Source organism: Ruminococcus flavefaciens (genome assembly GCF_900116855.1).
Classification (GTDB): Bacteria; Bacillota; Clostridia; order Oscillospirales; family Ruminococcaceae; genus Ruminococcus; species Ruminococcus flavefaciens_R.
Genome location: NZ_UETD01000011.1, coordinates 150121 through 177116 on the forward strand (window position 1 = coordinate 150121; position 26996 = coordinate 177116).

General features: G+C 50.6%; 17 protein-coding genes and 1 other annotated feature. Of the genes, 10 read left to right on the forward strand and 7 right to left on the reverse strand.

Translation table 11 applies throughout. The annotated features are described in order from the left end of the window. Positions 1-90: 90 nt before the first annotated feature. The 4 genes from uvrB to DSZ37_RS12775 all read left to right on the forward strand — a co-directional run bounded on the left by uvrB (position 91) and on the right by DSZ37_RS12775 (position 8450). Positions 91-2052 (forward strand): excinuclease ABC subunit UvrB, encoded by a 1962-nt coding sequence (gene uvrB / locus DSZ37_RS12755; protein WP_109727279.1) that lies wholly within the window; start codon positions 91-93, stop codon positions 2050-2052. A 160-nt stretch (positions 2053-2212) separates the two neighbouring features. Then, complete coding sequence (locus DSZ37_RS12760) at positions 2213-4471, forward strand: dockerin type I repeat-containing protein (protein WP_109727280.1); 2259 nt, start codon at positions 2213-2215, stop codon at positions 4469-4471. A gap of 194 nt (positions 4472-4665) precedes the next feature. Beyond that, the gene (locus DSZ37_RS12770; protein ID WP_109727282.1) at positions 4666-6462 is read left to right on the forward strand and encodes a cellulase family glycosylhydrolase; all 1797 of its coding nucleotides are present in this window, start codon (positions 4666-4668) and stop codon (positions 6460-6462) included. Positions 6463-6527: 65 nt separating this feature from the next. Further along, positions 6528-8450 carry a cellulase family glycosylhydrolase gene (locus DSZ37_RS12775; RefSeq protein ID WP_109727283.1) on the forward strand — a complete coding sequence of 641 codons (1923 nt, stop codon included), beginning with the start codon at positions 6528-6530 and terminating at the stop codon, positions 8448-8450. Positions 8451-8611: 161 nt separating this feature from the next. Here DSZ37_RS12775 and DSZ37_RS12780 read toward each other — a convergent pair whose 3' ends face one another. Further along, on the reverse strand, positions 8612-11023 hold the full coding sequence (locus DSZ37_RS12780; RefSeq protein WP_109727284.1) for an ABC transporter substrate-binding protein: 2412 nt from the start codon (positions 11021-11023) through the stop codon (positions 8612-8614). 316 nt (positions 11024-11339) lie between these two features. Here DSZ37_RS12780 and DSZ37_RS12785 point away from each other — a divergent pair, with 316 nt between their 5' ends. Further along, on the forward strand, positions 11340-12665 hold the full coding sequence (locus DSZ37_RS12785; protein WP_109727285.1) for an ABC transporter substrate-binding protein: 1326 nt from the start codon (positions 11340-11342) through the stop codon (positions 12663-12665). 505 nt (positions 12666-13170) lie between these two features. Here the strand turns inward: DSZ37_RS12785 and DSZ37_RS17515 are convergent. The 6 genes from DSZ37_RS17515 to DSZ37_RS12825 form a co-directional block, all read right to left on the reverse strand. Then, positions 13171-15426, reverse strand: a complete 2256-nt coding sequence (locus DSZ37_RS17515; protein ID WP_146198186.1) for a D-alanyl-D-alanine carboxypeptidase family protein — start codon at positions 15424-15426, stop codon at positions 13171-13173. Between the two features lie 343 nt (positions 15427-15769). Next, entirely contained in the window at positions 15770-17719 is a 1950-nt protein-coding gene (locus DSZ37_RS12805) for a DUF5620 domain-containing protein (protein ID WP_109727288.1), read from the reverse strand. A 223-nt stretch (positions 17720-17942) separates the two neighbouring features. Beyond that, a complete protein-coding gene (locus tag DSZ37_RS12810; protein WP_109727289.1) occupies positions 17943-19289 on the reverse strand; it encodes a CdaR family protein in 1347 nt (448 codons plus the stop codon). Further along, complete coding sequence (gene cdaA, locus DSZ37_RS12815; RefSeq protein ID WP_109727290.1) at positions 19286-20173, reverse strand: diadenylate cyclase CdaA; 888 nt, start codon at positions 20171-20173, stop codon at positions 19286-19288. The genes DSZ37_RS12810 and cdaA overlap by 4 nt, the downstream gene beginning before the upstream one ends. A gap of 145 nt (positions 20174-20318) precedes the next feature. Then, the gene (locus DSZ37_RS12820; RefSeq protein WP_109727291.1) at positions 20319-21455 is read right to left on the reverse strand and encodes an aminotransferase class V-fold PLP-dependent enzyme; all 1137 of its coding nucleotides are present in this window, start codon (positions 21453-21455) and stop codon (positions 20319-20321) included. Next, positions 21442-21684 carry a putative Se/S carrier-like protein gene (locus tag DSZ37_RS12825; RefSeq protein ID WP_146198187.1) on the reverse strand — a complete coding sequence of 81 codons (243 nt, stop codon included), beginning with the start codon at positions 21682-21684 and terminating at the stop codon, positions 21442-21444. The genes DSZ37_RS12820 and DSZ37_RS12825 overlap by 14 nt, the downstream gene beginning before the upstream one ends. 160 nt (positions 21685-21844) lie before the next feature. After that, positions 21845-22103, forward strand: a binding site (T-box leader). A gap of 61 nt (positions 22104-22164) precedes the next feature. Here DSZ37_RS12825 and trpE point away from each other — a divergent pair. From trpE to trpA, 5 genes are read left to right on the forward strand one after another with little or no spacing between them, the layout of a single operon-like run. Further along, positions 22165-23631 carry an anthranilate synthase component I gene (gene trpE / locus DSZ37_RS12830; RefSeq protein ID WP_109727293.1) on the forward strand — a complete coding sequence of 489 codons (1467 nt, stop codon included), beginning with the start codon at positions 22165-22167 and terminating at the stop codon, positions 23629-23631. Further along, positions 23628-24194: an anthranilate synthase component II gene (locus tag DSZ37_RS12835; RefSeq protein ID WP_109727294.1), complete on the forward strand. Its 567-nt coding sequence runs from the start codon at positions 23628-23630 to the stop codon at positions 24192-24194. The genes trpE and DSZ37_RS12835 overlap by 4 nt, the downstream gene beginning before the upstream one ends. A gap of 37 nt (positions 24195-24231) precedes the next feature. Further along, a complete protein-coding gene (locus DSZ37_RS12840; protein ID WP_051536141.1) occupies positions 24232-25014 on the forward strand; it encodes a class I SAM-dependent methyltransferase in 783 nt (260 codons plus the stop codon). 21 nt (positions 25015-25035) lie between these two features. Further along, on the forward strand, positions 25036-26226 hold the full coding sequence (gene trpB, locus DSZ37_RS12845; RefSeq protein ID WP_109727316.1) for a tryptophan synthase subunit beta: 1191 nt from the start codon (positions 25036-25038) through the stop codon (positions 26224-26226). Next, positions 26219-26995, forward strand: coding sequence for a tryptophan synthase subunit alpha (gene trpA, locus DSZ37_RS12850; protein WP_109727295.1), 777 nt, complete (start codon positions 26219-26221; stop codon positions 26993-26995). The genes trpB and trpA overlap by 8 nt, the downstream gene beginning before the upstream one ends. The last annotated feature ends 1 nt before the right edge of the window (position 26996 follow it).

Sequence of the window (26996 nt, forward strand, 5' to 3'; positions counted from 1 at the left end):
TCATCGCCCCATACATTTCTATTTTGTGGGACACCGTCCCATACACTCTCAACTTTCAACTCTAAACTCTCAACTTCCAAAGGGGGAACTATGGATCACTTCAAGCTATGTTCAAACTATGCTCCCGCAGGCGACCAGCCGCAGGCTATCGACAAGCTCGTAAGCGGCATACAGTCGGGCAAAAAGGAGCAGATACTCCTCGGCGTCACAGGTTCGGGAAAGACCTTCACCATGGCGAATGTCATCGCCCGTGTGAACAAGCCCACTCTCGTCCTTGCACACAACAAGATACTTGCGGCTCAGCTCTGTTCGGAGTTCCGCGAATTCTTCCCCGAGAATGCCGTGGAGTACTTCGTGTCCTACTATGACTACTACCAGCCCGAGGCTTATGTTCCCAGCACCGACAGCTACATCGAAAAGGACTCCTCTATAAATGACGAGATAGACAAGCTCCGCCACTCCGCCACCACGGCTCTTGCGGAGCGCCGCGACGTTATCATCGTTGCCAGCGTGTCCTGCATCTACTCCCTCGGAAGCCCCGAGGAGTACCGTTCCATGTGCGTTTCCATACGTCAGGGTGCCGAAAAGCCCCGTGACCAGCTCATCAACGAGCTTGTGAAGATACGCTATGAGCGCAACGATATTGCCTTTGAGCGTAACAGGTTCAGAGTCCGCGGCGACGTTGTGGAGATATTCCCCGCAATGTCATCGGATACGGCAGTCCGCGTTGAATACTTCGGCGACGAGATAGACCGTATCTCCGAGATAAACGTGGTCACAGGCGAGGTCAAGGCAGTTGTGTCCCACGCGGCTATTTTTCCTGCCTCTCACTATGTTGTGGGCGATGACAAGCTTGAGTCCGCACTTCAGGAGCTTGACCGCGAGCTTGCGGAGCGTGTAGACTATTTCCGGAAGAACAACAAGCTCATCGAGGCTCAGCGTATCGAGCAGAGGACTCACTACGACATGGAGATGCTCCGTGAGGTGGGCTATTGCAGCGGCGTTGAGAACTACTCCCGTGTCCTTGCAGGAAGACCTGCGGGAAGCACTCCCCAGACCCTCCTCGACCACTTCCCCGAGGACTTCCTCCTCATCGTGGACGAGAGCCATGTTACTCTGCCGCAGGTAAGAGCCATGTACGCAGGCGACCGCGCCAGAAAGACCACCCTTGTGGACTACGGCTTCCGTCTGCCCAGCGCTATGGACAACCGTCCGCTGAATTTTGACGAGTTCAACGCGCATATACATCAGGCTATCTACGTCAGCGCTACTCCCGGACAGATAGAGCGCGAAAAGACCGATACCATAGTGGAGCAGGTCATCCGTCCTACGGGACTTGTTGACCCCGAGATAATTGTCAAGCCAACTCACGGACAGGTGGACGACCTTCTCTCCGAGATAAACGAGAGAGCTGCAAGGAATGAGCGCGTGCTGGTGACAACTCTCACCAAGAAAATGGCTGAGGACCTTACCTCCTATTATGAGAAGCTGGGAGTAAAGGTGCGCTATCTCCACCATGATATCGACACCATCGAGCGCATGGAGATAATCAAGGACCTCCGTGAGGGCGTTTTTGATGTGCTGGTGGGAATAAACCTTCTCCGTGAGGGACTTGATATCCCCGAGGTAAGCCTTATCGCCATTCTTGACGCCGATAAGGAGGGCTTCCTGAGAAGTGAGACATCCCTTATCCAGACCATAGGCAGAGCTGCCCGAAATGCCAAGGGACAGGTAATAATGTACGCCGACGCCGTTACGGGTTCAATGGAGAGGGCTATCACCGAGACCGAGCGCAGACGCTCCCTCCAGATGGCATTCAACGAGGAGCACGGCATAGTTCCCAAGACCATCATCAAGGAGGTCAGGGACGTACTGGAGATAACCTCCAAGAACAAGGTGGAGGAAAAGACGAAAAAGAAGAAGCTTTCATCTTCCGAGAAGCAGCAGCTCATTGACAAGCTGACAGTGGAGATGAAGAACGCTGCAAAGCTGCTTGAATTCGAGCACGCAGCATATCTCCGTGACAAGATAAGGGAGCTTCAGGGAAAATAAGTTTTAATATGCGGCAGGAGCAGTTTTGGTATGCTCCTGCCGCAGCCTTTTCTGCACTATATATTGACTTTTTTGCCTATATAGTGTATTATTTGAGTAATGAGCATATATGTTACTGCTTATATTTACTATTTTTATTCGGATCGAAAGGATGATGAATATGCTTAAAAAAAGAGTATTGTCAGTTCTTCTGGCAGCAGCTATGCTTCCACTCTGCGGCAGCTATACGGGCGTTGTGAAGGTGCCTTACGCCGTGGCAGCCGAGGACAGTGAAGCTGCTCAGACAAGACCTATGACACTTGATGATGTAAGAGCACTTTCTACAAAGGGCGAGGGACTGAGATGGTCGGACTTTGACGAGTTCGAGGGTGAGCCGTTCTTTATCGGCAAGGTCAAATACTGCACGTTTATTATGGATGACGGATATGGACTCAGCGTGCAAGGCGAGCCCGACAAAGAGCTTGTCAAAGCTCATCTGTTCCGTTATGTGTATGACCCGGGCTACCCTAAGATAGATATTCGCAGAGATGATGTTGAGTCTTTCATTGAGCAGATGACAACGCAGACTTTGGGAACGCAGTCTGCTCTGAAGACCACAACATCCAAGACCACCACTTCAACTGCCACCACATCGAAAAACACTACAACCACTACAGCTGTGACAACTTCCTCTGCGGAAGTGACGAGCACTTTCACCAAAAAGACAATGAATATGGACGAGGTCAGGAAGCTTGCCAAAAAGGGCATGGACCTTACATGGGAGGATCTGGCACCTTACGGCTGTAAGGCCACCGGCGACGGTATACACAGTGCCGCACACGATTTCTATTTCGGTGACGGCTATTGCTTCTCCGTCTGCGGACAGCCTCCTGTGAAGCTCCAGACTGTCGAGCTTTTCTATAAGGACAGAAGCAACAGCATTGACATCAGAACAGGGGATATCGACCTCTTTATCAGGCAGAACACCGCAGAGGAGGTGCCCGATATCGGCTGTACCTTTGATGAGATAAGAGCAATGAGCACCGAGCAGGTGGAGGAGCTTTTCGCCGCAAGAGGACTCACCGACAAGGACTTCTATCAGGTGTACTGTCAGGACTACACACCCGAGGATGCAGTGGATCACGGCATTATGCGATGTTCGATCATGCTCAAGCCCGATAACTATATGATCAATCTCACAAAGGGCGAGCTGGTCACAAAGGCAGCTTCCATAAAAGAAGCCCGTATGCTCCCGCGTGAAACCGACTTTGCGTGGAAAACCGCAACGGTGTTGAAGTCTCTCGGACTTCCCGAGGACCTTTTCTCCGTTTATGTGAACACTGAAAATATGGTGGGACGCTTCGAGCCCTCGGGCGAATATACCTATGGGCTTTACTGTGACTGCTATTTAGACTGTTATGAGTACGATCCGGTTAAGTGTGCAAATCTCGTCGGTGCTGCTATGAACTACGCTCAGCTCAATCCTGATTTCGCGTTTATCAGATCAGATATCAGCGGCGCAGGAAGCGCACCTATTGAGGACAGCAGGTTCAGCATAGAGGAGCACTGTGTACAGTTCAATGAGACCGTGGACGCTGCATGGGTGCTTACCAATTACAGCTACGATGAGGGCAGCATGGACAAGAACTACAAGTTCTATCCCTCTGAGGGTGGAAAGTATCTGCTGCTAACCCTTGATTACAGCGAAGACGTCAGTGAACTTGCCGATCAGCCCACTATGCCCGGTGTGGACTGCACTATGCAGAGCTACATCATTGAGTGCCGTGACGGTAGGATCAGAGTTATTCCCGATAAGGAGTATACCTTTCCGTATCCGGAGACCGAAGAGGAGATACAGGCATCCCTTGCTCAGAAAGAGGCTATCTTCGCAAAGGCTTTTGAGCTCATGGACAGCGACCATTTCTTCCAGTGCATCAGGCTTCGCGGAGTTGACAACGGCTTAACCAATATCATGCATATCAGGTCTTCATCAGACGGAAAAGTTTTTGTTTCGAGGGAGGATACGGACGGCACTTCCGTGAACACCGAGCTGCTGCCGGCGGCAGAGGACAAGGAAGCAGGCACAAAGAGGTTTGCCGTAAACGGCTCCTATATGATAGGTGATGAGAGAGATCACAGCAAGCCCGAGACTGAAATAAGGATATCAAAGACAGATAATGACAATATCATTACTTACGATGTGGAGGAGTCAGTTGGCTTACTCATGCCCACAACGCTGAAAATGCACAGCTATAAGAAGGGCGATGTCAGCGGTGACAAAAGCTTCAATGTTGCGGATATAGTTCTGCTCCAGAGATGGCTCCTTGGCAAAAAGCCCGAAAACTTCAAAAACTGGAAGGCTGCCGATCTCAACGGCGATGATGTCATCGATGTATTCGATCTGACTGCCGCAAAGAGGTATCTTGTGGAAACAATGTAATATGATCGGAGAGCCCGCTTTTTCAAAAAATGTGCCGCACCTGTGCCATGCAGGTGCGGCTTTTTTGTGCATGGGAGCGCTCCGTGTTGATTTTGTGAAAACCGCAGAAAGTATTGACATTCCGCCCTTGAAATGCTACAATATAGTTAATAATGGTACATTGGAAAAGTGTACTATGAGAGGGGAAAAATAAAATGAAAAAATTAGTACGCACTGCGGCTGCACTTGTGTCAGCAGCTGCGCTGGCGGTAACGGGAGCAGCACCCTGTTTCAGTCAGTCCATGATGGCGGCTAATGCCGTTGACACAAACGGTGACGACTGGCTCCACGCAAAGGGCAGCCGTCTCTACGACATGAACGGAAACGAAGTATGGCTCACAGGCGCCAACTGGTTCGGCTTCAACTGTACCGAGAACTCGCCCCACTATCTCTGGAGCGGCGATATCGACGATATGGTAAGAGAAATTGCCGACCACGGCGTAAATGTCCTGAGACTTCCTGTTTCCACGGAGCTTCTCTATAACTGGATGATCGGCGACCCCGATCCCATAGAGAGCATCAATCCTAACAATGACCCCAGCTATCCTTTCAACGTTGATCTTATCAAGGAGGACGGAAGCGTGGTCAACAGTCAGGAGCTTTTCGACATACTCCTTGCCAAGTGCAAAAAGTACGGCGTAAAGTGTTTCATCGACATCCACAGCCCCGAATCGAACAACTCGGGACATAACTACGGACTCTGGTACGGCAAGAGCTTTGAGGCAAATAACGGCAAGAACGTCGAAGTCACCACCGATGTGTGGATAGAGACTCTTGCATGGTGTGCAGGTCACTATAAGGGCGACGATACCCTTATCGGCTTCGACCTGAAGAACGAGCCCCACAGCAAGTACGGCGGAGCTCCTATAGACGCTATATGGGACGACTCAGACGCTCCCAACAACTGGAAGAAGGCTGCTCAGGACTGTGCAGACGCTGTTCTTGAAAAGAACCCCAATGCACTCATCATCATCGAGGGCGTTGAGGGATTCGAGGGACACGGCGCATGGTGGGGCGGAAACCTCCGCGGCGTTGCAAAGTATCCCGTTATGCCCAAGTCGGGCACCTCACAGATAGTCTACTCTCCTCATGACTACGGTCCTAAAGTAAGCGATCAGAGCTGGTTCCACAAGGACTTCACAGAGGCGACTCTCCTTGATGATTACTGGAGAGACACATGGGCTTACCTTGTAGAGAAGGATATGTACCCTCTCCTCATAGGCGAGTGGGGCGGACTCCTTGACGGCGGCGACAACGAAAAGTGGCTGGGACTTATCCGCGACTACATGATAAAGAATCACATCAATCATACATTCTGGTGCCTCAACGATGACTCGGGCGATACGGGCGGACTCTGGAAGGGCGTCCAGTTCGGTACAACACAGGGCGCTGACGGCAAGATAGTGGGCAAGACCACTATCGACTGGGATCAGGTGAAGTACGACACCTACTACTATCCCGCTATCTGGAAGACCTCAAAGACCAAGAAGTTCATAGGTCTCGATCATCAGGTGGCTCTGGGCAAGGACGGTATCTCGCTGAACGACTTCTACGCCAACTATGCTGCTTCCGAGGGAAGCAATCTTGACGGCGGCAAGACCTCAAGCGGCAATCCTATCAGCTCCGATGATCCCAAGACCACTACAACATCTACTGTCACAACTACCACTTCTTCCGTGACAACTACATCCACTACCTCACAGGGCGTCAGTAATCGCGTTTACGGAGACACTAATCTCGACGGCGAAGTGGAGCTTTCAGACGCTATTCTCATAATGCAGGACCTTGCCAATCCCGATAAGTACGGTCAGAGCGGCAGCGATCCCCTGCATATCACATCACAGGGTCTGGACAACGGCGACGTTGACGGACAGAAGGGCGTTACTTCCAACGACGCACTGACGATACAGAAGAAGCTTCTCGGCTTCTACGACAAATTACCTATTGCTTAAAGCCTTTTACCGCACGGCTTCAGGGGTCTGTGCGGAGAAAAATAAAATATGAGAGGGAAATTATTATGAAGAAGTTTTTACGCTCAGTGGCTGCTGTAGCCGCTGCTGCAGCTGTTACGGTGTCGGGCGCTGCCTACTATGCACCTACAGCTGCACCTGACACTATCGCAAATGTTGCCGCTGCCGACGACAACAACGACGACTGGCTCCACGCAGAGGGAAGCCGTCTCTATGACATGAACGGCAATCAGGTATGGCTCACGGGAGCTAACTGGTTCGGCTTCAACTGCTCCGAGAACTGTGCTCACGGTCTCTATGCAGCAGATGCCGATGATATGCTCCAGAGCATCGCAGACCACGGTATCAACGTGCTCCGTCTGCCTATCTCAACAACACTGCTCAAGTCATGGATGGACGGCGAGCCTCACGCTGTAAGCTCAGTACAGGCTTCCTACACTCCTCCCCAGGACGTTGTAGGTGAGGACGGAAAGGTAACTCCCGCAGGCTACTATACAAATATCAACAAGGACTTCGTTGAATCTGACGGCAAGACTGTGAAGAACAGTATGGAGATATTCGATATCCTCATACAGAAGTGCAAGAAGTACGGTATCAAGGTATTTATCGATATCCACAGCCCCGACGAGAACAACTCCGGCCATGACTATGCGCTCTGGTACGGCAAGGCAGGCATAACCACAAAGATATGGCAGGATACTCTGGTATGGCTGGCAGATAAGTACAAGAATGATGATACTCTCATCGGCTACGACCTGAAGAACGAGCCTCACGGCAAGCGTGAATACAAGGGCGACACCTGCCCCAGCACCATTGCAAAGTGGGATGACTCAAAGGACGAGAACAACTGGGCATACGCTGCTACAAACTGTGCAGAGGCTATCCTCGATGTTAACCCCAACGCTCTTATCTTCATCGAGGGCATTGAGCAGTATCCCATGACCGAAAAGGGCTATACATTCGACACTCCCGATGTATGGGAGCCCAAGTCTGATGACGAAAAGAGATGGTACGGCGCATGGTGGGGCGGAAACCTCCGCGGCGTAAAGGACAATCCCATAAAGATGTCCACACCTGCCAAGCAGTCCAAGATAGTTTACTCTCCTCATGACTACGGTCCGTCAGTTTATAAGCAGACATGGTTCGACAAGGACTTCACAACAGAGACTCTCCTTGACGATTACTGGAGAGACACATGGGCATATATCAACGAGGGCGATATCGCACCTCTCCTCATCGGTGAGTGGGGCGGCTTCGTTGACGGAACCAAGAATCAGAAGTGGATGGAGCTTCTTGCAGACTATATGGTAAAGCACCACATCAACCACACATACTGGTGCCTCAATCCTAACTCAGGCGATACAGGCGGACTTCTCAGTCACGACTTCCTTACATGGGATGCACCTCGTTATAAGATACTCAAGAGCACTCTCTGGCAGACTGACAGCGGAAAGTTCATCGGTCTTGACCACCAGACAGCTCTCGGCAAGAACGGTATCTCACTGAGCGAGTTCTATGCATCGGGCGCTAAGAGCAACCTTGACACAGGTGCTCCGGGACATTCTGTAACTCCTACAACAGATATCCCCAAGACCACAACATCAACAACCACCACAACTACAACAGCAAAGCCCACAACAACTACCACGACCACAACTGTTGTTTTCCTTGATACAGTTACTACTACATCCACAACAGTTACACAGCCTGTTGTTACCACAACAGACAGTGGTTCCGGTAAGGAAATAATCACATGGGGAGATACCAACTGCGACGGTACTGTTGAGCTGGCAGACGCTATACTCATCATGCAGACCCTTGCTAACCCCAACAAGTATGCTGTTACCGAGCAGGGCAGACTCAACGGCGACGTTGACAAGTCTACAGTAGGTCTTACCTCGAATGACGCTATGTTCATTCAGGAATTCCTGCTGAATAAGAGAACGACTCTCAACCCCGAAGGCAAGTAATATAAGCTGCACCATGCGGCTTACAGCTGAATAAAAACTATACCGAGCCCTGAAAAAGGCTCGGTATTTTTTCGTTTATATACAAAAACGGCAGCCTATGGAGAAGGGCTGCCGTTTCTGCTGAAATATATAGAGATTATTATGGAAAGCTATATGTAAAGTCAGCTTCTTTCGCCGACGAGTATGGAGGCTCTGTTCTGTATCATTTTTGCAGTGTCCTCAGCGGTCTTTTCACCATGGAAGAAGGCGTCAGCCTCCTCCATAACTATGGACTGCACCTCGTAGTCCATTTCGCCCGAGAGTGTATCACAGCTGAGCAGATAGCGCTCGAAGTCATCGCGCTCAGCCTTGGAAAGGGGATAGATGACCCTGCCATCCAGCTTGCTGTCGCTGCTGGGTACCTCCAGCTTCTCTCCGTTTTCGTTATATGTAAAGACCTTTGCATTATTGTCGATGGCAGCCGACAGGTTCTTCTTCAGAGCAGGGTAGCCGAAGTTATTCTCGGGATCCATGAGACTCCTGATGAACTCCCATGCGCCCTCCTTGACCTTGCTTTTCTCGCAGATGCAGAACTGTGTCCACACACTGAGCTTTCCGCCCTTGCCGTTTGAGGAGGGGAAGCCTACCATAGTGTAGTCATCTCCGCCGAAGTCCTCGGATTTAATGTAGCAAAGACCGCTGTCGCCTCCGGGATAGATAGTTGTAAGGAGAGCCTTTTCATCGGCTATCCAGTTAGCCCTGTCGGTGTGATAATCCATGAATTCCTTGCTTTCGGTCATCTTGTCGGGGATATTCTCCTCCAATACGAAGCGGTCACAGAACTTGAGGATATTGATGAAGTCGGGAGAATCAAAGTTGCAGGTGCCCTTTTCGATATCTATGAGATCGGACTGACCCTCGAGGAATGTCCTGAGCATATTTGCCTTTGTGTCGCCGTCATAGCGATGCTCTGCATTAGAGTGGTCGAACACCTCGATCATATCGTCCACAGTCCAGTTTTCGCGGTCAAAGAACTTCCTCTTTACAGCGAGAGTCCTGAGGTCGAAGCCGGGAGCGAGACAGTACAGCTTGCCGTCGCTGCTTTCGAGTGCTGAGAGCAGATTGGGGAGAACAGTATCGCGGTTGATGTCGGGATCATTCTCCATAAAGGGGTAAAGGTCGGCGAGAATACCCTTTTCGCCCAGAAGTCTTACTGAGTTTATATCGTATGCAATTATCATATCGGGAGCATTTCCCGAGATAATATCCATCTGCATATACTTGAGCATCTCGGCGTCGCGCTTCTGCCAGTCATCCTTGTCAGCCTCGGGATCGAGCTCGCCGTGCTCGGCGGTGTATCTTTCGGAGTAGTTGACAACCTTTATCCTGTACTTATCCTGACTGCGGTTGAACTCGTTCACTTCAAAGGAGTATGAATCATACATGGTGCCAAGGGTTATGACCTGAGTATTGGCAGCCTCACTGGGATCGCGCGGTACCAGCTTCATCATCTGAAGGCTGCCGCTGCTTCTGTGATCCCAGCAGTAGAACTCGTCATTGCCTGCGTACAGCACAGATAAGGGCTGGGTATCCGCATCGCTCCAGTTGAGTATCTCCTCAGTGGTGCCGTCAGCCTTTATGCCGAGGAGGTTCTTGTAGTCCGAGCCGATGAGTACATAGTCATCATAACCCTGACTTACCATATCCAGATTATAGCTTCCTGCGGTGTCACAGCTGTAAATAGTGTCGCCGTAGGACTTATTCTCAATGTCGATGTACTTTATGCACTGAGCGCGCTTGTTATAGTCGCCGTCAATGTAATATACATAGGAGACCGCGACAGAACCGTCGGTTGTGCGTACAAGGCTTATGTATTCCTTTTCGCTGTTCTCCTCAATGACGGGAAGCTTCTCGACAGTGCTGCCGTCAGTGAGAATGACAGTGCCGTCGGAGTAGGCGAGCAGTACTTTGCCGCCGCCTGCGCTGATATAGCTGTTAAGATAGCAGTAATCATCTTCGTTTACAAATTCGCTGTCATCGAAATCATGGCTGCTGATGAGACTGCCGTCCGAGTTATAGAAGCACAGCAGCTTTGACTCTGTGATGTTTTCGTAGAAGCTGTCATAGTCGAAGTTTTCATCGTATTCCTTGGGGAGTTCATGTCCGTGGTAGTCCATCAGGGTGTAAAGAGCAGAGATCTCGCCGTCAGGACTCACTGAAATATCGCAGTAGCTCTCGTCCGCAGTGCTGACTTCCTCGGGAGCATTGAGAGTGAGCGCGTTTATCTCGGAGAAATCGCTGTTTGCTTTAAACAGAAAATCCTTATCGGTGGAATCGACATAGCTTGAGATGATATATCCGCCTTCATTCAGCGAAAATATTCTGTCGATATTATCGAACTCGTCTATGGTCTTGTAGTTTATAAGCTTATAGGAGCCCTCAAGGAGCTCGGAAGCCATATCGGGGATATCTCTGATAGCGGAGGCGATAGATGTGCTGTTGTCGGAGCTTGTCTTTTTCTTCTCGGCACAGGATGTCATGGAAACGCAGACTGCTGCCGAAAAAGCCATTGTGCGAAGTATATGTTTGTTCATTTTGTATTGTCCTTTCCCTATATATGTATCATTTCACTTCTTGAGGGGAGTGATTAACAGGGCACAAAAAGACGAGTTCATCTCCGTATAGTGTTTTTGTATAAGAATACGCCTGAGATGTTGTGCAGACCGCCGAAAATATCGGCAAATTCGTCTTTTTGTACCATCCGAAATCACTTTTTTATGAAAGGAATATTATTTTGTCCCCCATATAAAGAAACGTTAGAAAATCTGGTTTTGTGACAAATAAAAAATTTTTTCCGAAAAAATTTTTTCGTGAGGGATATCATCAAAAAATATTCAAGGAGGAATAAAAATGAAAAGAAGGCTGATACTTATGACCGCGGCGGCATTGCTTCTGACAGCTGTGTCCTGCGGCAGAGACAAAAAGAGCAGTTCTGTGATACAGCCGGACGGCGACACTCATGAGGAAAATGCGGCTGCGGAAGTGAAATTGGCTTTTATCGGTGGGGAAACGGGAAAGCTGAGTACAGCACTTGCGGAGTATGACCGTGCAAACAAGGATATAACTCTTGATATCCACCGCTATGACAGTTCGGATATTGAGTACACGGAAGCCTTCAATCAGCTTACAAGGGATATGCTTGCAGGAGATACCCCGGATGTTATCATAGCTCCGCCCGACGGCATGAGAAACTTACAGCGAAGCGGATATCTTGCAGACCTTACACCATTTATGGAAAGCTCCGAAACAGTGACTCCCGATGGTCTGCTGCCCAATGTCCGCGAAGCTGTGGACTGCGGCGGTACCATTCCCTATATGTTTCCCTGTTTCAGCTATGAGACCTACCTTGCAAGTACGGACTTTATAGGCGCAGAGAACGAAAACTGGAGCTATGATGCAGCAATGGAGGCTTACAGAAGCTCTTCCGACAAGGAGGGCTTTCCCGAGGGACCGACCCTGTGGCACTTTTTCCTCAGACAGGCAGGGCGTGAGTCCATTGATTTTGAGAGCGGCACCTGTGATTTCGGCGGTGATTTCCTCCGTGTTATTGATTTCCTTCAGGAGTACCCCTTTGACCTTAATGATTATGAGTATAAGGATAGCAGCGCTGATTATATGAGATCGCTGAATATCGCAGGTATCAGCGGTATAAACCTTTTCTCTGCGTCCTATGTATATTCCATGTACGGCGGTGCCCCTGTCACCTATGCCGGATACCCTTCAGCGGAGTGTGATGGCGCCTTTGTGACGGTGCCTCATCTTTGGGCAGTTCCCGAAAACAGCGGAAATAAAGAAAAGGGCTGGGCACTGATAGAGAACTTTCTGAGACTGAGCGAGCAGAAGAAGATGTCTCTTGAATATGTTTCGGGAGTCCCCGTCACCGAGGAGGCATTGCAGGCTCTTGCGTATGATACGCCAAGCTATATGGCAATGTCGGCGCGTGCGGCTCTTACACCTCCCGACGGCGGAGCCGAGTCTTTATATATAACCGATGAGGCTTTGGTAAAACTTCTCGATCACAGCCGCAGCGTGAAAATTGATCTGGATTACGGCAGTGTTCTTGACAATATGATACGGAATGAGTGGCTTGAGGTCATGCGCGGAGAGCAGACCGCAGATGAGTGCGTTGAATCATTGAACAACAGAGTGGGACTTTACCTCAGCGAGCGTGAATAAAAAGAGAGCCGCCGACGCTGTTGCGCCGACGGCTGATTTCTCTTTCCGAAAGGTGTGTTCAGAGGACGGTGGTGTGCGGCACCGTCATATTTGTTTTGCGCCGGGAGGTATGATCGGCGCAGAAACGAGGAACAATGAAGGTTGTGCTTTTTTCTTTTCCTTTACTGTCTATATTATACATTATGGGGAACAAATATGCAATAACAGAGCGATTTCGGTTTGAATACAGTTCGGAAATGAATTGCTTACGGAAGGTATCAGAGCGGTTACATAATTCTGACAAAGGTGACAGCAATATTGACGGGGAGAAATGCCGCGGCTGTAAGAATTTTCATTGTACCTTTTCGGCTTTTCTGCATAATATAATGTAAGCGGCAATATGGGCGCGCCGTCAGGAGGTGGAGCACAGCTCCCGCGGATAGCTTCCCGACGCAAGGTGTGCTCCTGACGGCTGCTTTCATATAGAAAAAAGCTGCCCGAGAAAGTCTCAGGCAGCTTTTGATGTTTATTTATATGCGGAAGTGATACCGAGGTACTCCTCAAGGCTTAGACCGCTGTTGTATACAGCTGTTGCGGTGTCAACGCCGAGGTATCTTATATGCCACGGCTCATAGCTGTAGCCTGTGTACGCTTCCTTGCCGAGAGGATAGCGGATGATGAAGCCGTACTTATGGGCGTTCTTTGTCAGCCAGTCACACTCGGGAGTGTTGAGGAAAGTATAGTCGATGGAATTAACGTCTATGGCAAGACCTGACTGGTGCTCGGAGTGACCGGGACGGGCAGAATATGTATCAGCCTTTACGATACCGTCGATGGCAACGTAGTTGTTGTATATCCTCTCCTGATCCTTGTATGAGCGATAGCCCGATGAGCACTTTATACTGAGACCAAGCTTTGCAGCGTCCTCTGTCAGCTTGTTGAACTGAGCAAGAGCATTCGGATTGAGAGCGCCTGTGGGGTAATCGGCAGGAAGCTCATAGGTCTTGTTGACGATGAGTATGCCGTCCACAAAGGTAGCTCCGTTAATGTTCTGTATAAGGCGTGTCGTGACCGTGGGGACGGGAGCTGTTGCGGTAGTTGTGGTGGTTGTAGTCGTAGTCGATGTAGTGGTGGAAGTTGTCGTTGCAGGCGGCGGGATAACAGGCTTGCTGCGGACAGTTACCTTTATGTCAGCCTTAACGGCAGGATTTGCCTTGCTGATAACGGAGACTGTGCAGGTACCCTCTGACAGAGCGTATACATTGCCCCAGTTGTCAACGCTGGCGATGGCAGGATTTGAGCTTGTCCAGACCTCGTCGATGTTTGTGGCGGTCCTTGGGAGCATGGTAACGTATGAGATGTCATGTGTACCTATGAGGAGGTTCATCTCGTACTTGCTGAGCTTTATCTCAGCGACCTTAGAGGGGTCTGTTACGGTAACATTTATGGAAGCGCTTACAGCAGGATTTGACTTGCTGTAAACAGTAACTACGCATGAGCCCTCGCTTACTGCATATACCCAGCCTTCATCGGAGACCGTAGCTACTCTCGGGTCTGAGCTTACCCATATCTCAGCCTTGTTGTAAGCGTTTGCAGGGAGCATGGTAACGTATGAGATGTCTCCGCCGCCTATGGGGAGCCTCATATCGGTCTTGGTGAGCCTTATGCTGCTTACCTTGTTGGGGTCCTTGACTGTTACCTTGATATCAGCCTTGACCGCAGGATTGTTGAAGCTGGTGACTGTGACTGTACACACGCCCTCGGACATTCCGACTATCCAGCCCTCGTTGTCAACAACAGCGATGCTCTCGTCTGAGCAGCTCCATATCTCGCGCTTATCTGCCGTTGCAGGGAGCATGGTTACATAGGAGATGCCGCCTGTGCCTACATTCAGCTCTATCTCGGTCTTGCTGAGCTTTATCTCCGATACCTTGTAGGGGTCAGCATAGGTTGTAGTTGTGGTCGTGGAGGTCGTTGTCAAGGTTGTGGTGGTAGTTGTTGTAGTTGTCGAAGTCGTAGTCGTTGAGGTCGTGGTCGTAGTAGTTGTTGTAGTTGATGTGGTAGTAGTCTCCGAAGTCGTAGTAGTTGTGGGGGCTGCTGCCGTAGTTGTAGTGCTCATAGCAGCCGTAGTAGTGGTATCGACAGGTGCTGCTGCAGTGGAGGTTACAGACTGCGCTGTCGTGACAGCCGGTGCTGTTGCCGTTGTTGTGGTAACAGGCGGCTTGACCGTTGTGGTGGTGAATGTCACCTTAGCGGTGGTGGTAACGGGCGGTGCCGTTGTAGTAGTTGTTGTTTCCGAGCTGCTTGCCTTCAGGAAGTCCTCTATGGAGAGGGTACCCTTTGTGGAAAGATAGGCGTAGTAGGAAAGCACGTTGGAAGCATCTACTGCGTCGGTCTTTCCGTCCATGTTAACATCAGCGGCAATAGTCTGAGCAGCCGTCAGATTTGAGGACTTTGCGCTTCCCGAAATACTTGCATAGGCGGAAAGTATTGCGGAAGCGTCGTTGGCGTCGATCTTGGCGTCGATCTTGGCGTCGCCGTTTACGTCGCCCAGCTGTATGGTGACTACCGTAGGCGTATCGGCAGTAGCAGCCGTCAGTGGAGCGGCAGGTATCAAAGCCGTTGATCCTGCGTTTGTCTTTGCATCTGTGATAGTGCTGCTGTTCACCCCCATAGTGACAGCAGCTGTCTCACTCCCTGCCGCAGAAGCGGAAATTGCAGGCGTAACTCCTGCACAGAGGGTGAATGACAGCACAGACGCGATCAGTCTCTTTGCTCTCATTATTTTCTCCTTCTATATTATTTGTATTGCGAACCTTTTACCCCTCGCAATAATACATGATGCTATGCGTATTTTTTGCGCATGATAGTGCAAATACGCTCAATTATTATAACACATAACCGCAATAAATGAAAGGATTTTCGCAAAAAAATACCAATGATCGCCAGTTTTTCGGTGTTTTCCATAAAAAAAGACCGTCTGAAAGACGGCCGCTATATTGAAATTTAAGCCCGACAGCAGATTATCCACCTGCTGTCGGGCTTTTTGAAGCTATCGGGTATTATCGGGTCTGCTCAGAGACCGATCTTTAGTCGATCCACTGCAAACCTTTGATATTCTCTGATCATGTGGCAGGAACGAGAGACTGTCTCAGGTGGAGAAGGTACTCCTGAATGAAGAGAGCGTCATTTGAGGTAAGTCCTACTGTGGACTTGTCAACGTCGCCGTTGAGTCTGCCCTGATCTGTAACAGCATACTTGTTGGGGCTTGCGAGGGTCTGCATGATGAGGATAGCGTCAGCCAGCTCAACAGTTCCGTCGCAGTTTGTATCGCCCCAGTCGGTCACACTGGGAGGAGCAGTAGTTGTGGTGGTAGTAGTCGTAGTTGTTGTAGTAGTGGTCGTTGTGGTAGTTGTAGTAGTCTCGGGAATGTAGTAGTATACCTCAACATTTTTAACGGTAATGGTGTCAGCTTCACCGTAGTAATAGCCGAATACAACATTTCCGTCGGGATTAACGATATTAGCGTCATCAGCGGTCTTGCCTGCTACCTTGTCGGGGAGTATCCACATGATCTCAGCGGACTTTCCTGCGCCGAGGACAACAGAGTTAACAGGCTCCTGATACCAGTAATCATCAGCTTCGCTGGTAGTTCCTGTACCTGTGCCGTATACGAGCTTCTTGATTTCCTTGCTTGCGGATACGTCGAAGCGGATAGCATAGACGTCCATGTCGGACTCGATACCGAGGTCGTCGTAGCCTATCTCAAAGTTCTTCTTGCTGTCAGAAGAAGCTGTGCAGTCGAGAGTCTTTGACTGTGTTGTCTTGGAAGAAGCTGTATAGGGGATAGTCTTTGTAACTGTATATGTGAGGGCAGCGCTTGTGATGGTAACGGGATCGGAAGATGTGATCTCGGTATACTTTGAAGCGTCCTTGGTTCCATACCAGAACTGGAAGCCGATAGAGTCATACGAATGGTGTGTCTGATCCTTCTGAACCTCAGCAGGAACGTCCCAGATACACTCGATATACTTGCCTGCGCCCTCGAGAGTTGTACCCTCTCCGATCTCGCTTATACCGAATTCAACGCCTGCGTCCTCGAACTCCTCCTTGGACTCGGCACCCATTTCGTTGTACCAGTAGCCTGCATCGTCCTTGCCGTCTATGATACCTCTCTTTGCGTACTCTGTATCGGAGGGAGAGCCCATGGCAACGTTTGTGCCGCAGCCGTACATGAACTTGTCAACATCGTAATCGGCTTCTACAACAACGTAGAGCGACTCGATGGTGATATCGTCGCTTGAGGGAACACCGAAGTCCTCATACTTGAACTTGTGGCTGTTGATGGGATCGCTCTCGTCGGGAGTAACGCCCTTTTCTGCATAATAGTCCTCATCGTAGCCTACTGTCAGGTCATAGTCGAGCTCGTCGAGCTGCTTTGTAACAGTAGCACTGATGGTAGCTGTGCCGTCCTTGTTGTCCTTGAAGCTCCATGAACCGCTCTTCTTGTTCTTGGACTCAACGCCTGATGAACTGCCCGGTGAAGATGAGGAGCTTCCGCCGTCGAATTCAACGCCTGTGAGCTTAACGGTATTGTCAACCATGTCACCCTTTGAGTTATCCCAGTGTGCGGAGTAGTAGCATCTGAACTCAAACTTTCCGCCGGGCTTTGCGCCTGCCTTGGAGAGATCGATGGTGATGGTGCTGGACGCCTTATCCAGCTTGCAGGCTGAGCCCTCAGCCTCTGATCCGTCTACCCACTTGCCGCTCTTGTCAAGCTCCAGCCAGTAAGGAGATTCCTGAGTAGAACAGCCGAAGCCGTATGAGAAGCTCTGTCCGGCATAGCTGGTATCAAGAGTGAAGGTAACCGAATCCGCGCCGTCATCGGGGATAGTTCCCTCGTAGACAGAGTCTACCTTCATTGTCTGTGAAACTCCAACGTTTTCTGAAACTACAGAGAGGTCAGGCATGGTGGTGACTGCATTTGCGGGAGCCGCATATGCAGGGAGCATAGCAGCTGCCATAGTGAGGCTTACGACAGAAGCTCTGATCCTTCGTGAGAGGTTGTTTTTCATTGCTTATCATCCTTTCAGAAAAAAATAAAAAATAAGGGTGTGCAAAAGAATTTGTACAGGGTCATTATAACACGTTTATAAAGGCTAAATGTTAATAAACTGTTAAAATATGGTCAAAATCGGTATAAACAATAAATATGTTGTTAATTATTTGTGAATATTAACAACATATAGTTTGCATATATAAAAGCTCCGCCGTATTTTTATACAGCGGAGCTTTGTATCATCCTGTTTTTGTTGTTGTAGTATTGCTGCTTCCCGCAGCCTGAGTGGTCATGCCCTCCTTCAGGGTCTTTTTGATGTTCACCGTGGAACTGGTCACGGACCATATATTGTTGTACTTGCTGCATGATACCGTTACTGCATAGGGGAACTGATCCATTGAATCGTCTGCTCCCAGCAGGTTGACCTCCACGTCGAGGTCGGCGGCGGTCACTTCATTAACTATGTCCGCAGGACCGACGATCTTCACCAGAAGCTGCTGAGTGAGAACGGTGTAATCATAATTCTCATGTGGAGCATTGGTGGTATGGATATTATTGTTTGTGACGGTCAGATCCCGTGATGCAAGCCCTTCGCTGTTCAGCGAGATATTGATGGTATCCGTATCCGACATATTTGTGATGTTGGTTCCCATGAGAAGATTGGATATGAGCACATCCTTGGAGAAGCCTATGTCCAGTTCACTTATCCTGAGCTTGAGATCGATCTTGTCAGGAAGCTTGGTTTCGGTGTTGTTAGTGGCTAATATCGCTGTCTCGGGAGTGATAGTGAAGTTGAGACAGTCTGTATCAAAGCCCGACGGAGCGTCAACTATCTGCGGTACGAATTTGACTGTCTTCTGAGTGAGCACGGGGATATTCATGTTAACGATAGGCGGATCAAATGTCAGCTTATCGGAGCTGATCTGTGTTCCGTCCTCGGAGAAGAGCTGATACTCGTCACTGTTGAGGCTGTAGGAGCTGTCGAGGGTCTTTTCCAGATTTGATACCGCATAGCATTCTGCGATGCTTGCCAGCTTTGAGGCAGGTCCCTTTATGTTGACCTCACCGGGCTCACAGGTGATATCTGCACTGTTGATAGCCTTGTTCTCGCCGCCCGAGATATTGGGCACCTTTGCCTTCAGCACAAATGCCTTGGTCTCATAGTTATCCAGCTCTACTCTTACGGTGGAGGGCGATATGTTCAGATTGGATATCTCCGCATCATTGGTGCTTTCCACCTTGATATTAAGGGTGTAGACTCCCGGTGTGGTTATATTTTTGAAGTCGATGGAAGCCTTCAGCGAGTCGGAGCTGATACGGTTATAGTCGGTACGGCTGCAATCCAGACTGACGCTGATGTGATCCACGTTGCACTCGATGACCGACAGACCGCTGTCAGCAGCGGCAGTGCCGCTTATATCCCGTGAAAGGGCAATGTTGGAAATATGCTTTGAGTCGGAGGGGTACTTGGTCATAGCGATGATGAACCAGCTTGCGATGGCGCATACAAATGCTATGAGGAGGAGCATTGCGTTGCTCCGTGCCTCCTTGATATTGCGTTTGGTGATATTTTTTAGTATGCTCATTTTTTCTTCCTCCTTTCGGAGCGCGAAGAAAACGGCTTCTTTCTGCCGATGGATATCTCTGTCTTGTCGTTGAAGATCTGCTCCTCAAGGAGTACCTTCAGCTTGTCGTGGGTGTAGTCTCTGGTGAGCTCACCGTTGATGGCAACGGATATCTGTCCTGTCTCCTCGGAGACAACGATAACTATGGCATCTGAGTTCTCGCTCATGCCGATTGCGGCTCTGTGGCGTGAACCCAGCTTCTTGTTTATGAGCGCGTCCTTGGCAGGCTTTGGAAGGAAGCAGGCTGCGGCGAGAATGATACCGTCGCGCATTATTACAGCTCCGTCATGGAGGGGAGTCTTGGGATAGAAGATGTTACCGAAGACCTCCTTGCTGGGAGTTGCGTTTAATATGGTGCCTGTTTCTATCTGCTCACCGAGACGGACCTGTCTTTCAACGACTATGAGAGCACCTGTGCAGGTGGCAGAAAGCTCCACACAGGAGTCACAGATAGCATCTATTGCAGGTGCCCATTTCTGCTTCAGCTCGTCACTGTTCTGACCGAGACCAAAGAGGCGGATGCCGAATTTGCTTCTGCCCGCTTTTTCGAGAGCTCTTCTCAGCTCGGGCTGGAAGAGGATTATCATTGCGAGGACACCCATGCTCAGCGCGTTCTGGAGCAGGTAGCTGACTACCTTCAGACCGATGGCTTTGCTGACGAAATATCCTGCAACGAGGAAGATTATACCTTTTACGAGCTGACCTGCGCGGGTCTCCCGTATAAGCTTCAGCAGCAGATAGATAACGTAGGTAAGGATAAGAACATCGAGGACGTCGATGGGCTTGAACGTTGATATGACGCTGAGAAAAGCGTCAAGCACCTGCTGTGGTGAAGAATGGAACATATACTGCACCCCCTCGGGGAAAAATTACACACATTTACTTTAAACATTTATCTATGATATGTATGAGGACAGCTGTCCTCATAGCAGACTGCGCAATACTGCATACTATTATTGTACCACAAATTCAGATAATTTCAATAGTTTTTTACGAATTTGGTAAATTTTTCAATGTTTTAACATTGTATACAAGCTTTCTGACTTCCTCCTCCGTGTTGAAGACCGAGGGCGCGAAGCGTACAGTGCCGCCTTTTGTGCCAAGGGTGGCGTGAGCAAGGGCTGCACAGTGATAGCCTGCACGGAGGCAGAAGCCCCGTTCCGACAGCAGCTCCGCTGCCGCCTCGGATGTGAAGCCCTCTGTATTGAATGAGACTATGGGAGCGTATTCCGCAGCGGCGTCACGATAGACCGTGACGCCCTCCGTGCCCTCAAGCCCCTCGATGAACAGCCTGCAAAGCCGCTCCTCATGGGCGCGGAGCCTGTTCATGCCGTAGGTGCCGATGAAGCCTATGCCTGCCCCTACGGTGACTGCGCCGATAACGTTGGGCGTGCCGCTTTCAAGGCTGTCGGGGAGGATAGACGGCTGAAAAAGGCTCAGTGAATTGCTTCCCGTGCCGCCCTGCATTATGGGCGTTATGGGGTACTGTCCGTCGGTGATGAGCAGTCCTGTGCCCGTAATTCCGTAGAGTCCCTTGTGACCTGCGGTGCAGAGGATGTTTATGCCGTCGGAAAGCTTTATATCATATATGCCGCAGGCCTGTGCGCCGTCGGCAATGAAGCAGATGCCGTTTTCGCGGCAGAGCTGCCCTATTTCCTTGTATGGGAGAAGCTGACCCGTGACGTTGGAGGCAATGGTGCATACCACCGCTCGGGTGTCGCTGCGTATGAGCCTGCGGAAGCTTTCAATGGTACGCTCGCTGTCGGGAAAGACCTCCGCAACGGACAGCGTGACCTGCTTTTTCATGGCGAGTGCGACTGCAGGACGGGCAGCGGAGTTGTGCTCCATGCTGCTGATAATGATGTGACCGCCCTCGGACATTACTCCCTGTATCGCCATATTCAGCGCGTGGGTGCAGTTCAGTGTGAACACGGTGTTCTCGGGAGCTGCTCCGAAGAAGGCGGCAGCGGTCTCGCGGGCGGAATACAGCGCCTCGGAAGTCCGCATGGCAAGCTCATGACCGCCTCTGCCTGCGTTTCCGCCGAAGGACTTTATGGCTCCGGCAGCTGCACGGCGGACGGAAAGGGGCTTGGGAAAGGTGGTGGCAGCGTTGTCAAAGTTTATCATCGTCAGCACCTCCGCCCCTGACAGAATAGGGGACAGCGTATCCCGTGAGGAGCCTTTCCGCTCCTTCGCAGCTGCCGTTTATCAGCACCGAGAAGCCGCAGCCCTCCGAGGAGGTCTTTTCGCGGCGTCTTATCCTGCACGGGTAGCCCCTTGCCCTCAGAAGCCGCTGTGCCTTGACCGCATAGGTGTAGGAGGGCATATCAAGAATGCAAATTTTCAGAAGTATCACCCCTGTCTGCTGCGTATTGCGCAGTGGCAGTATCTGCGGTACAGTATATTATATGACAAAAGAGGAAGCAGTGATATTTCAGCTGTGATGCTAATGTTAAATGAAAAAAATATCTAAACCTACTTGACAAGTGTGTGTTGTGGTGCTATAATGGTTAAAAATCAAACCGATGACGCGGAGATAAAGTTAATTATGATTCCACAGAGAGCCTGCGGTGCTGAGAGTCAGGCGAAAAACAGATTAGCAAATGGACCGCCGAGGGTGCAGTCAAATGGGCTTTGCACAGTGATGTGCCTGCTCAGAGTATTCTGCAACGTAAGGATGTGCGTTAATCATCAGGGATATGATAGTATCCTGCAAAGCGCACGGCTATGCCGTGAATCAAGGTGGTACCGCGGATAGAATTATTCGTCCTTGACAGATCATATTGGTCTGTCAGGGACTTTTTTATTGCCCTGACAGGTCACGGAGGTGCTTTTTATGAAGTTTTTACCCGAGCTCAGCAAGGTCAGAGAAATAGCAGACAGCGGAAAATATGACATTCTTCCCGTAAGCTGCGAGATACTCTCCGACATCTGTACTCCCATCGAGGCGATAATGATACTGAAAAACGTCTCGACCCACTGCTATATGCTGGAATCAGTTGCGGAAAAGGAGAAGTGGGGAAGATACACCTTCCTCGGCTTCGACCCGAAGCTCCAGATAACAGCCGCAGGCAATGACCTCACAATTGGCGACGTAAAAATGACTTCAGATGATCCGTCAGTCCAGATAAGACAGATACTTTCAAAATACAAAAGCCCCAAATTCGACTATCTTCCTCCGTTCACGGGCGGTCTTGCAGGATATTTCTCCTACGACTTCCTCGCCTACTCGGAGAAGACCCTCCGTACCGATGTAAGCGATACGGAGAACTTCAAGGATGTTGACCTTATGCTTTTCGACAAGGTCATCGCCTTCGACAACTTCCGCCAGAAGCTCATTCTCATCGCCAACATGAGACTGGACGAGGGCGAGGCAGGCTACAACAAGGCTAAGCTGGAGCTGCGGCACATGGCTGACCTGCTCAGACACGGGGAGCGCGTAAAGGAGCCCGCAGGCAGGCTCACAAGCGAGGTCACAGCCCTGTTCAGCAAGGAGCAGTACTGCGATATGGTGGAAAAGGCAAAGGGACATATCCGCGAGGGCGACATCTTCCAGATAGTCCTCTCGAACCGTCTCAGCGCAGGCTTTGAGGGAAGTCTCCTCAACACATACAGAGTTCTGAGGACCATAAATCCTTCGCCTTATATGTTCTATTTCTCGGGAACGGACGTGGAGATAGCAGGTGCTTCTCCCGAGACTCTGGTAAAGCTGGAGGACGGCGTTCTCCACACATTCCCACTTGCAGGCACCCGTCCCAGAGGAAAGACCGACAAGGAGGACAAGGCTCTTGAAGCTGACCTCCTTGCGGACGAGAAGGAGCTTGCGGAGCATAATATGCTTGTTGACCTCGGCAGGAACGACCTTGGCAAGATAAGCAAATTCGGCTCCGTTCAGGTTGAAAAGCTCCACAGCATAGAGCGCTATTCCCACGTTATGCACATCGGTTCTACGGTACGGGGCGAGATAAGGGAGGAGTTCGACGGCTTTGATGCCGTAAGTGCTGTTCTCCCCGCAGGAACTCTCTCGGGAGCTCCCAAGATTCGCGCCTGTCAGCTCATCGCGGAGCTTGAAAACAACAAGCGCGGCATCTACGGCGGCGCAATCGGCTACATCGACTTCACAGGCAATCTTGATACCTGTATCGCTATCCGTATCGCCTACAAGAAGAACGGCAAGGTCTTTGTGAGAAGCGGAGCAGGAATAGTTGCGGACTCTGTTCCCGAAAAGGAATATCAGGAGTGCATAAACAAGGCGGCGGCTGTGGTCAACGCCCTTAAAATGGCAGAGGAGGCGGACGAATGATTCTTCTCATTGATAATTACGACAGCTTTTCATATAACCTCTATCAGCTCATCGGTGAGATATGTCCCGATATAAAGGTGATACGCAACGACGAGATGACTGTTGCGGAGATAGAGGAGCTTGCTCCCGACAAAATAATACTCTCCCCGGGACCCGGACGTCCCGAGGACGCAGGCATTATAATCGAAGCCGCTAAGACGGTGTGCAAAAAGATACCCACACTGGGCGTTTGCCTCGGCCATCAGGCTATATGCGCCGCCTACGGTGCAACAGTTACCTACGCCAAGGAGCTCATGCACGGCAAGCAGTCCGTTATCAGCTTCATGAACGATTGCCCGCTGTTCAGGGGAATAGACGAGGGTGCTCCCGTGGCGAGATACCACTCCCTTGCGGCAGACGCGGCTACACTGCCCGATTGTCTGGAGGTCACAGCTCTTGCCGATGACGGCGAGGTCATGGCGGTCCAGCACAGGGAATACCCCATATACGGCGTTCAGTTCCACCCCGAGTCCATCATGACTCCCGACGGAAGGATAATGCTGAAAAACTTTATTGAGCTTTGAATTATTCATTGCCGCAATAAAAAACGAGGTGACAGCTATGGACTATCTTGATGAATTCTACAGAAATTACGACGAGGAGGGCAGGCTCCTCTCACAGTCGGGTCAGGTGGAGTACCTGACCACCATGAAGTATATCCGAGACTGTATCGGTGACCGCAGGGACGCAAGGCTCCTTGAAGTGGGCGCAGGCACGGGACGTTACAGCGTAACCCTTGCAAAAGAGGGCTTTGATGTAACGGCGGTGGAGCTGGTGGAGCATAATCTGGAAAAGCTCCGCGCAAAGCTGGACGGTACAGAGCCCATAAGGACTTTGCAGGGAAACGCCCTTGACCTTTCGGAGCTTTCGGATAACAGCTTCGATGTCACTCTGCTGCTGGGACCTATGTACCACCTGTTCACCCGTGAGGATATGCTCAGGGCGCTCTCAGAGGCGGTAAGGGTCACCCGAAAGGGCGGATACATACTGGCGGCATACTGCATGAACGAAGCGGCTGTGCTCCAGCACGCCTTTCTTCACGGGAACCTGAGAAGGGTACTGGAAAATGATATGCTGGCAGAGGAGTGGCACTGCAAGAGCGAACCAAAGGAGCTCTTCTCACTGGTGAGGACGGAGGAGATAGCGGCGCTGAATGCGGAACTCCCCGTTGAGAGAATAAAGCTCATAGCAACGGACGGAGCGGCTAACTACATGAGCGAATGTATCGACAGCATGGACAGCTTCACCTTTGACAAGTTCATGGAATACCACTTCGCTACTTGCGAAAGAGCCGACCTTATGGGCGCTTCAAACCATACACTTGATATACTGAGAAAAATATAAATGATAGAAAGGAAAGATATTATGTTAAAGTCAAAAGGACGATTCGGCGTTCACGGCGGTCAGTACATACCCGAAACGCTGATGAATGCGGTCATAGAGCTTGAACAGGCTTACGACCACTATAAGAATGACCCGGATTTCAACCGCGAGCTCACTGAGCTCCTCAATAACTACGCAGGCAGACCTTCTCTGCTTTACCGTGCAGACAAGCTCACAAGGGAACTGGGAGGCGCTAAGATATACCTAAAGCGCGAGGACCTGAACCACACGGGCTCTCACAAGATAAATAACGTTCTCGGTCAGGCTCTCCTTGCAAAGAAAATGGGCAAGACCAGACTCATTGCTGAGACAGGTGCAGGTCAGCACGGCGTTGCAACTGCCACCGCAGCCGCTCTCCTGGATATGGAGTGCGTGGTGTTCATGGGCGAGGAGGACACCAAGCGTCAGGCTCTCAACGTTTATCGCATGAAGCTTCTGGGCGCTGACGTCATTCCCGTAAAGAGCGGTACAGCTACCCTCAAGGACGCTGTTTCCGAGGCGATGCGCGAGTGGACCTCACGTATCACCGATACACACTACTGTCTTGGCTCGGTAATGGGTCCCCACCCATTCCCAACAATAGTACGCGATTTTCAGGCTGTTATCTCACGCGAGGCAAGAGCTCAGATACTGGAGGCTGAGGGCAGACTTCCCGACGCTGTTATCGCCTGTGTAGGCGGCGGCTCCAACGCCATCGGCAGCTTCTATCACTTCATTCCCGATGAGGGAGTCCGTCTTATCGGCTGCGAGGCAGCAGGTAGGGGTATCGACACCTTCGAGACTGCGGCTACTGTAAATACAGGCAGGATAGGCATTTTCCACGGTATGAAGTCCTACTTCTGTCAGGACGAGTACGGTCAGATAGCTCCTGTTTACTCCATTTCCGCAGGTCTGGACTACCCCGGCGTAGGTCCCGAGCACGCTCATCTCCACGACATCGGCAGGGCTGAGTACGTTCCGGTTACAGATGACGAGGCGGTAAATGCCTTTGAGTACCTTTCACGCACCGAGGGCATCATCCCCGCTATCGAGTCGGCTCACGCAATTGCCTATGCTATGAAGCTGGCTCCCACTATGGACAAGGACAAAATTATCATCGTAACAGTTTCGGGACGCGGCGACAAGGACTGCGCTGCCATCGCACGTTACAGAGGGGAGGATATATATGAGTAATATCAGAGCTGCATTTGAAAACGGAAAGGCATTTATACCGTTCATAACCTGCGGAGACCCCGACCTTGAGACCACCGCAAAAGTGGTAAGGGCTGCTGCGGAGAATGGTGCCGACCTCATCGAGCTGGGAATACCCTTCTCAGACCCCACCGCTGAGGGACCCGTTATTCAGGGAGCAAATATCCGCGCACTGGCAGGGGGAGTCACTACTGACAAGGTTTTTGAACTGGTGAAGGAGCTCCGCAGAGATGTGAAGATACCCTTTGTGTTCATGACATACGCAAACGTGGTCTACTCCTACGACGCAGAGCGTTTCATGGCGAGATGCTGTGAATGCGGAGTTGACGGAATAATTCTTCCCGATCTTCCCTTTGAGGAAAAGGAGGAGTTCTCGGCAGTGGCAAGGCAGTACGGAGTTGACCTGATATCGCTGATAGCTCCCACATCAGAGAACCGAATAGCCATGATAGCTAAGGAAGCTGAGGGCTTCATCTACATCGTTTCAAGTCTGGGAGTTACGGGCGTGAGAAGCGAGATAACCACCAATATCGGTGATATCGTAAAGGTCATCAGAGAAAACACCAAGGTGCCCTGTGCAGTTGGTTTTGGTATATCCAAGCCCGAACAGGCTCAGAAAATGGCTGCTCTCTCGGACGGAGCCATCGTGGGTTCCGCTATAATCCGCATACTTGAAAAGTACGGTAAGGACGCTGCTCCCTATGTGGGCGAATATGTAAAGGAAATGAAAGAAGCAGTCGCTAAATCATAAT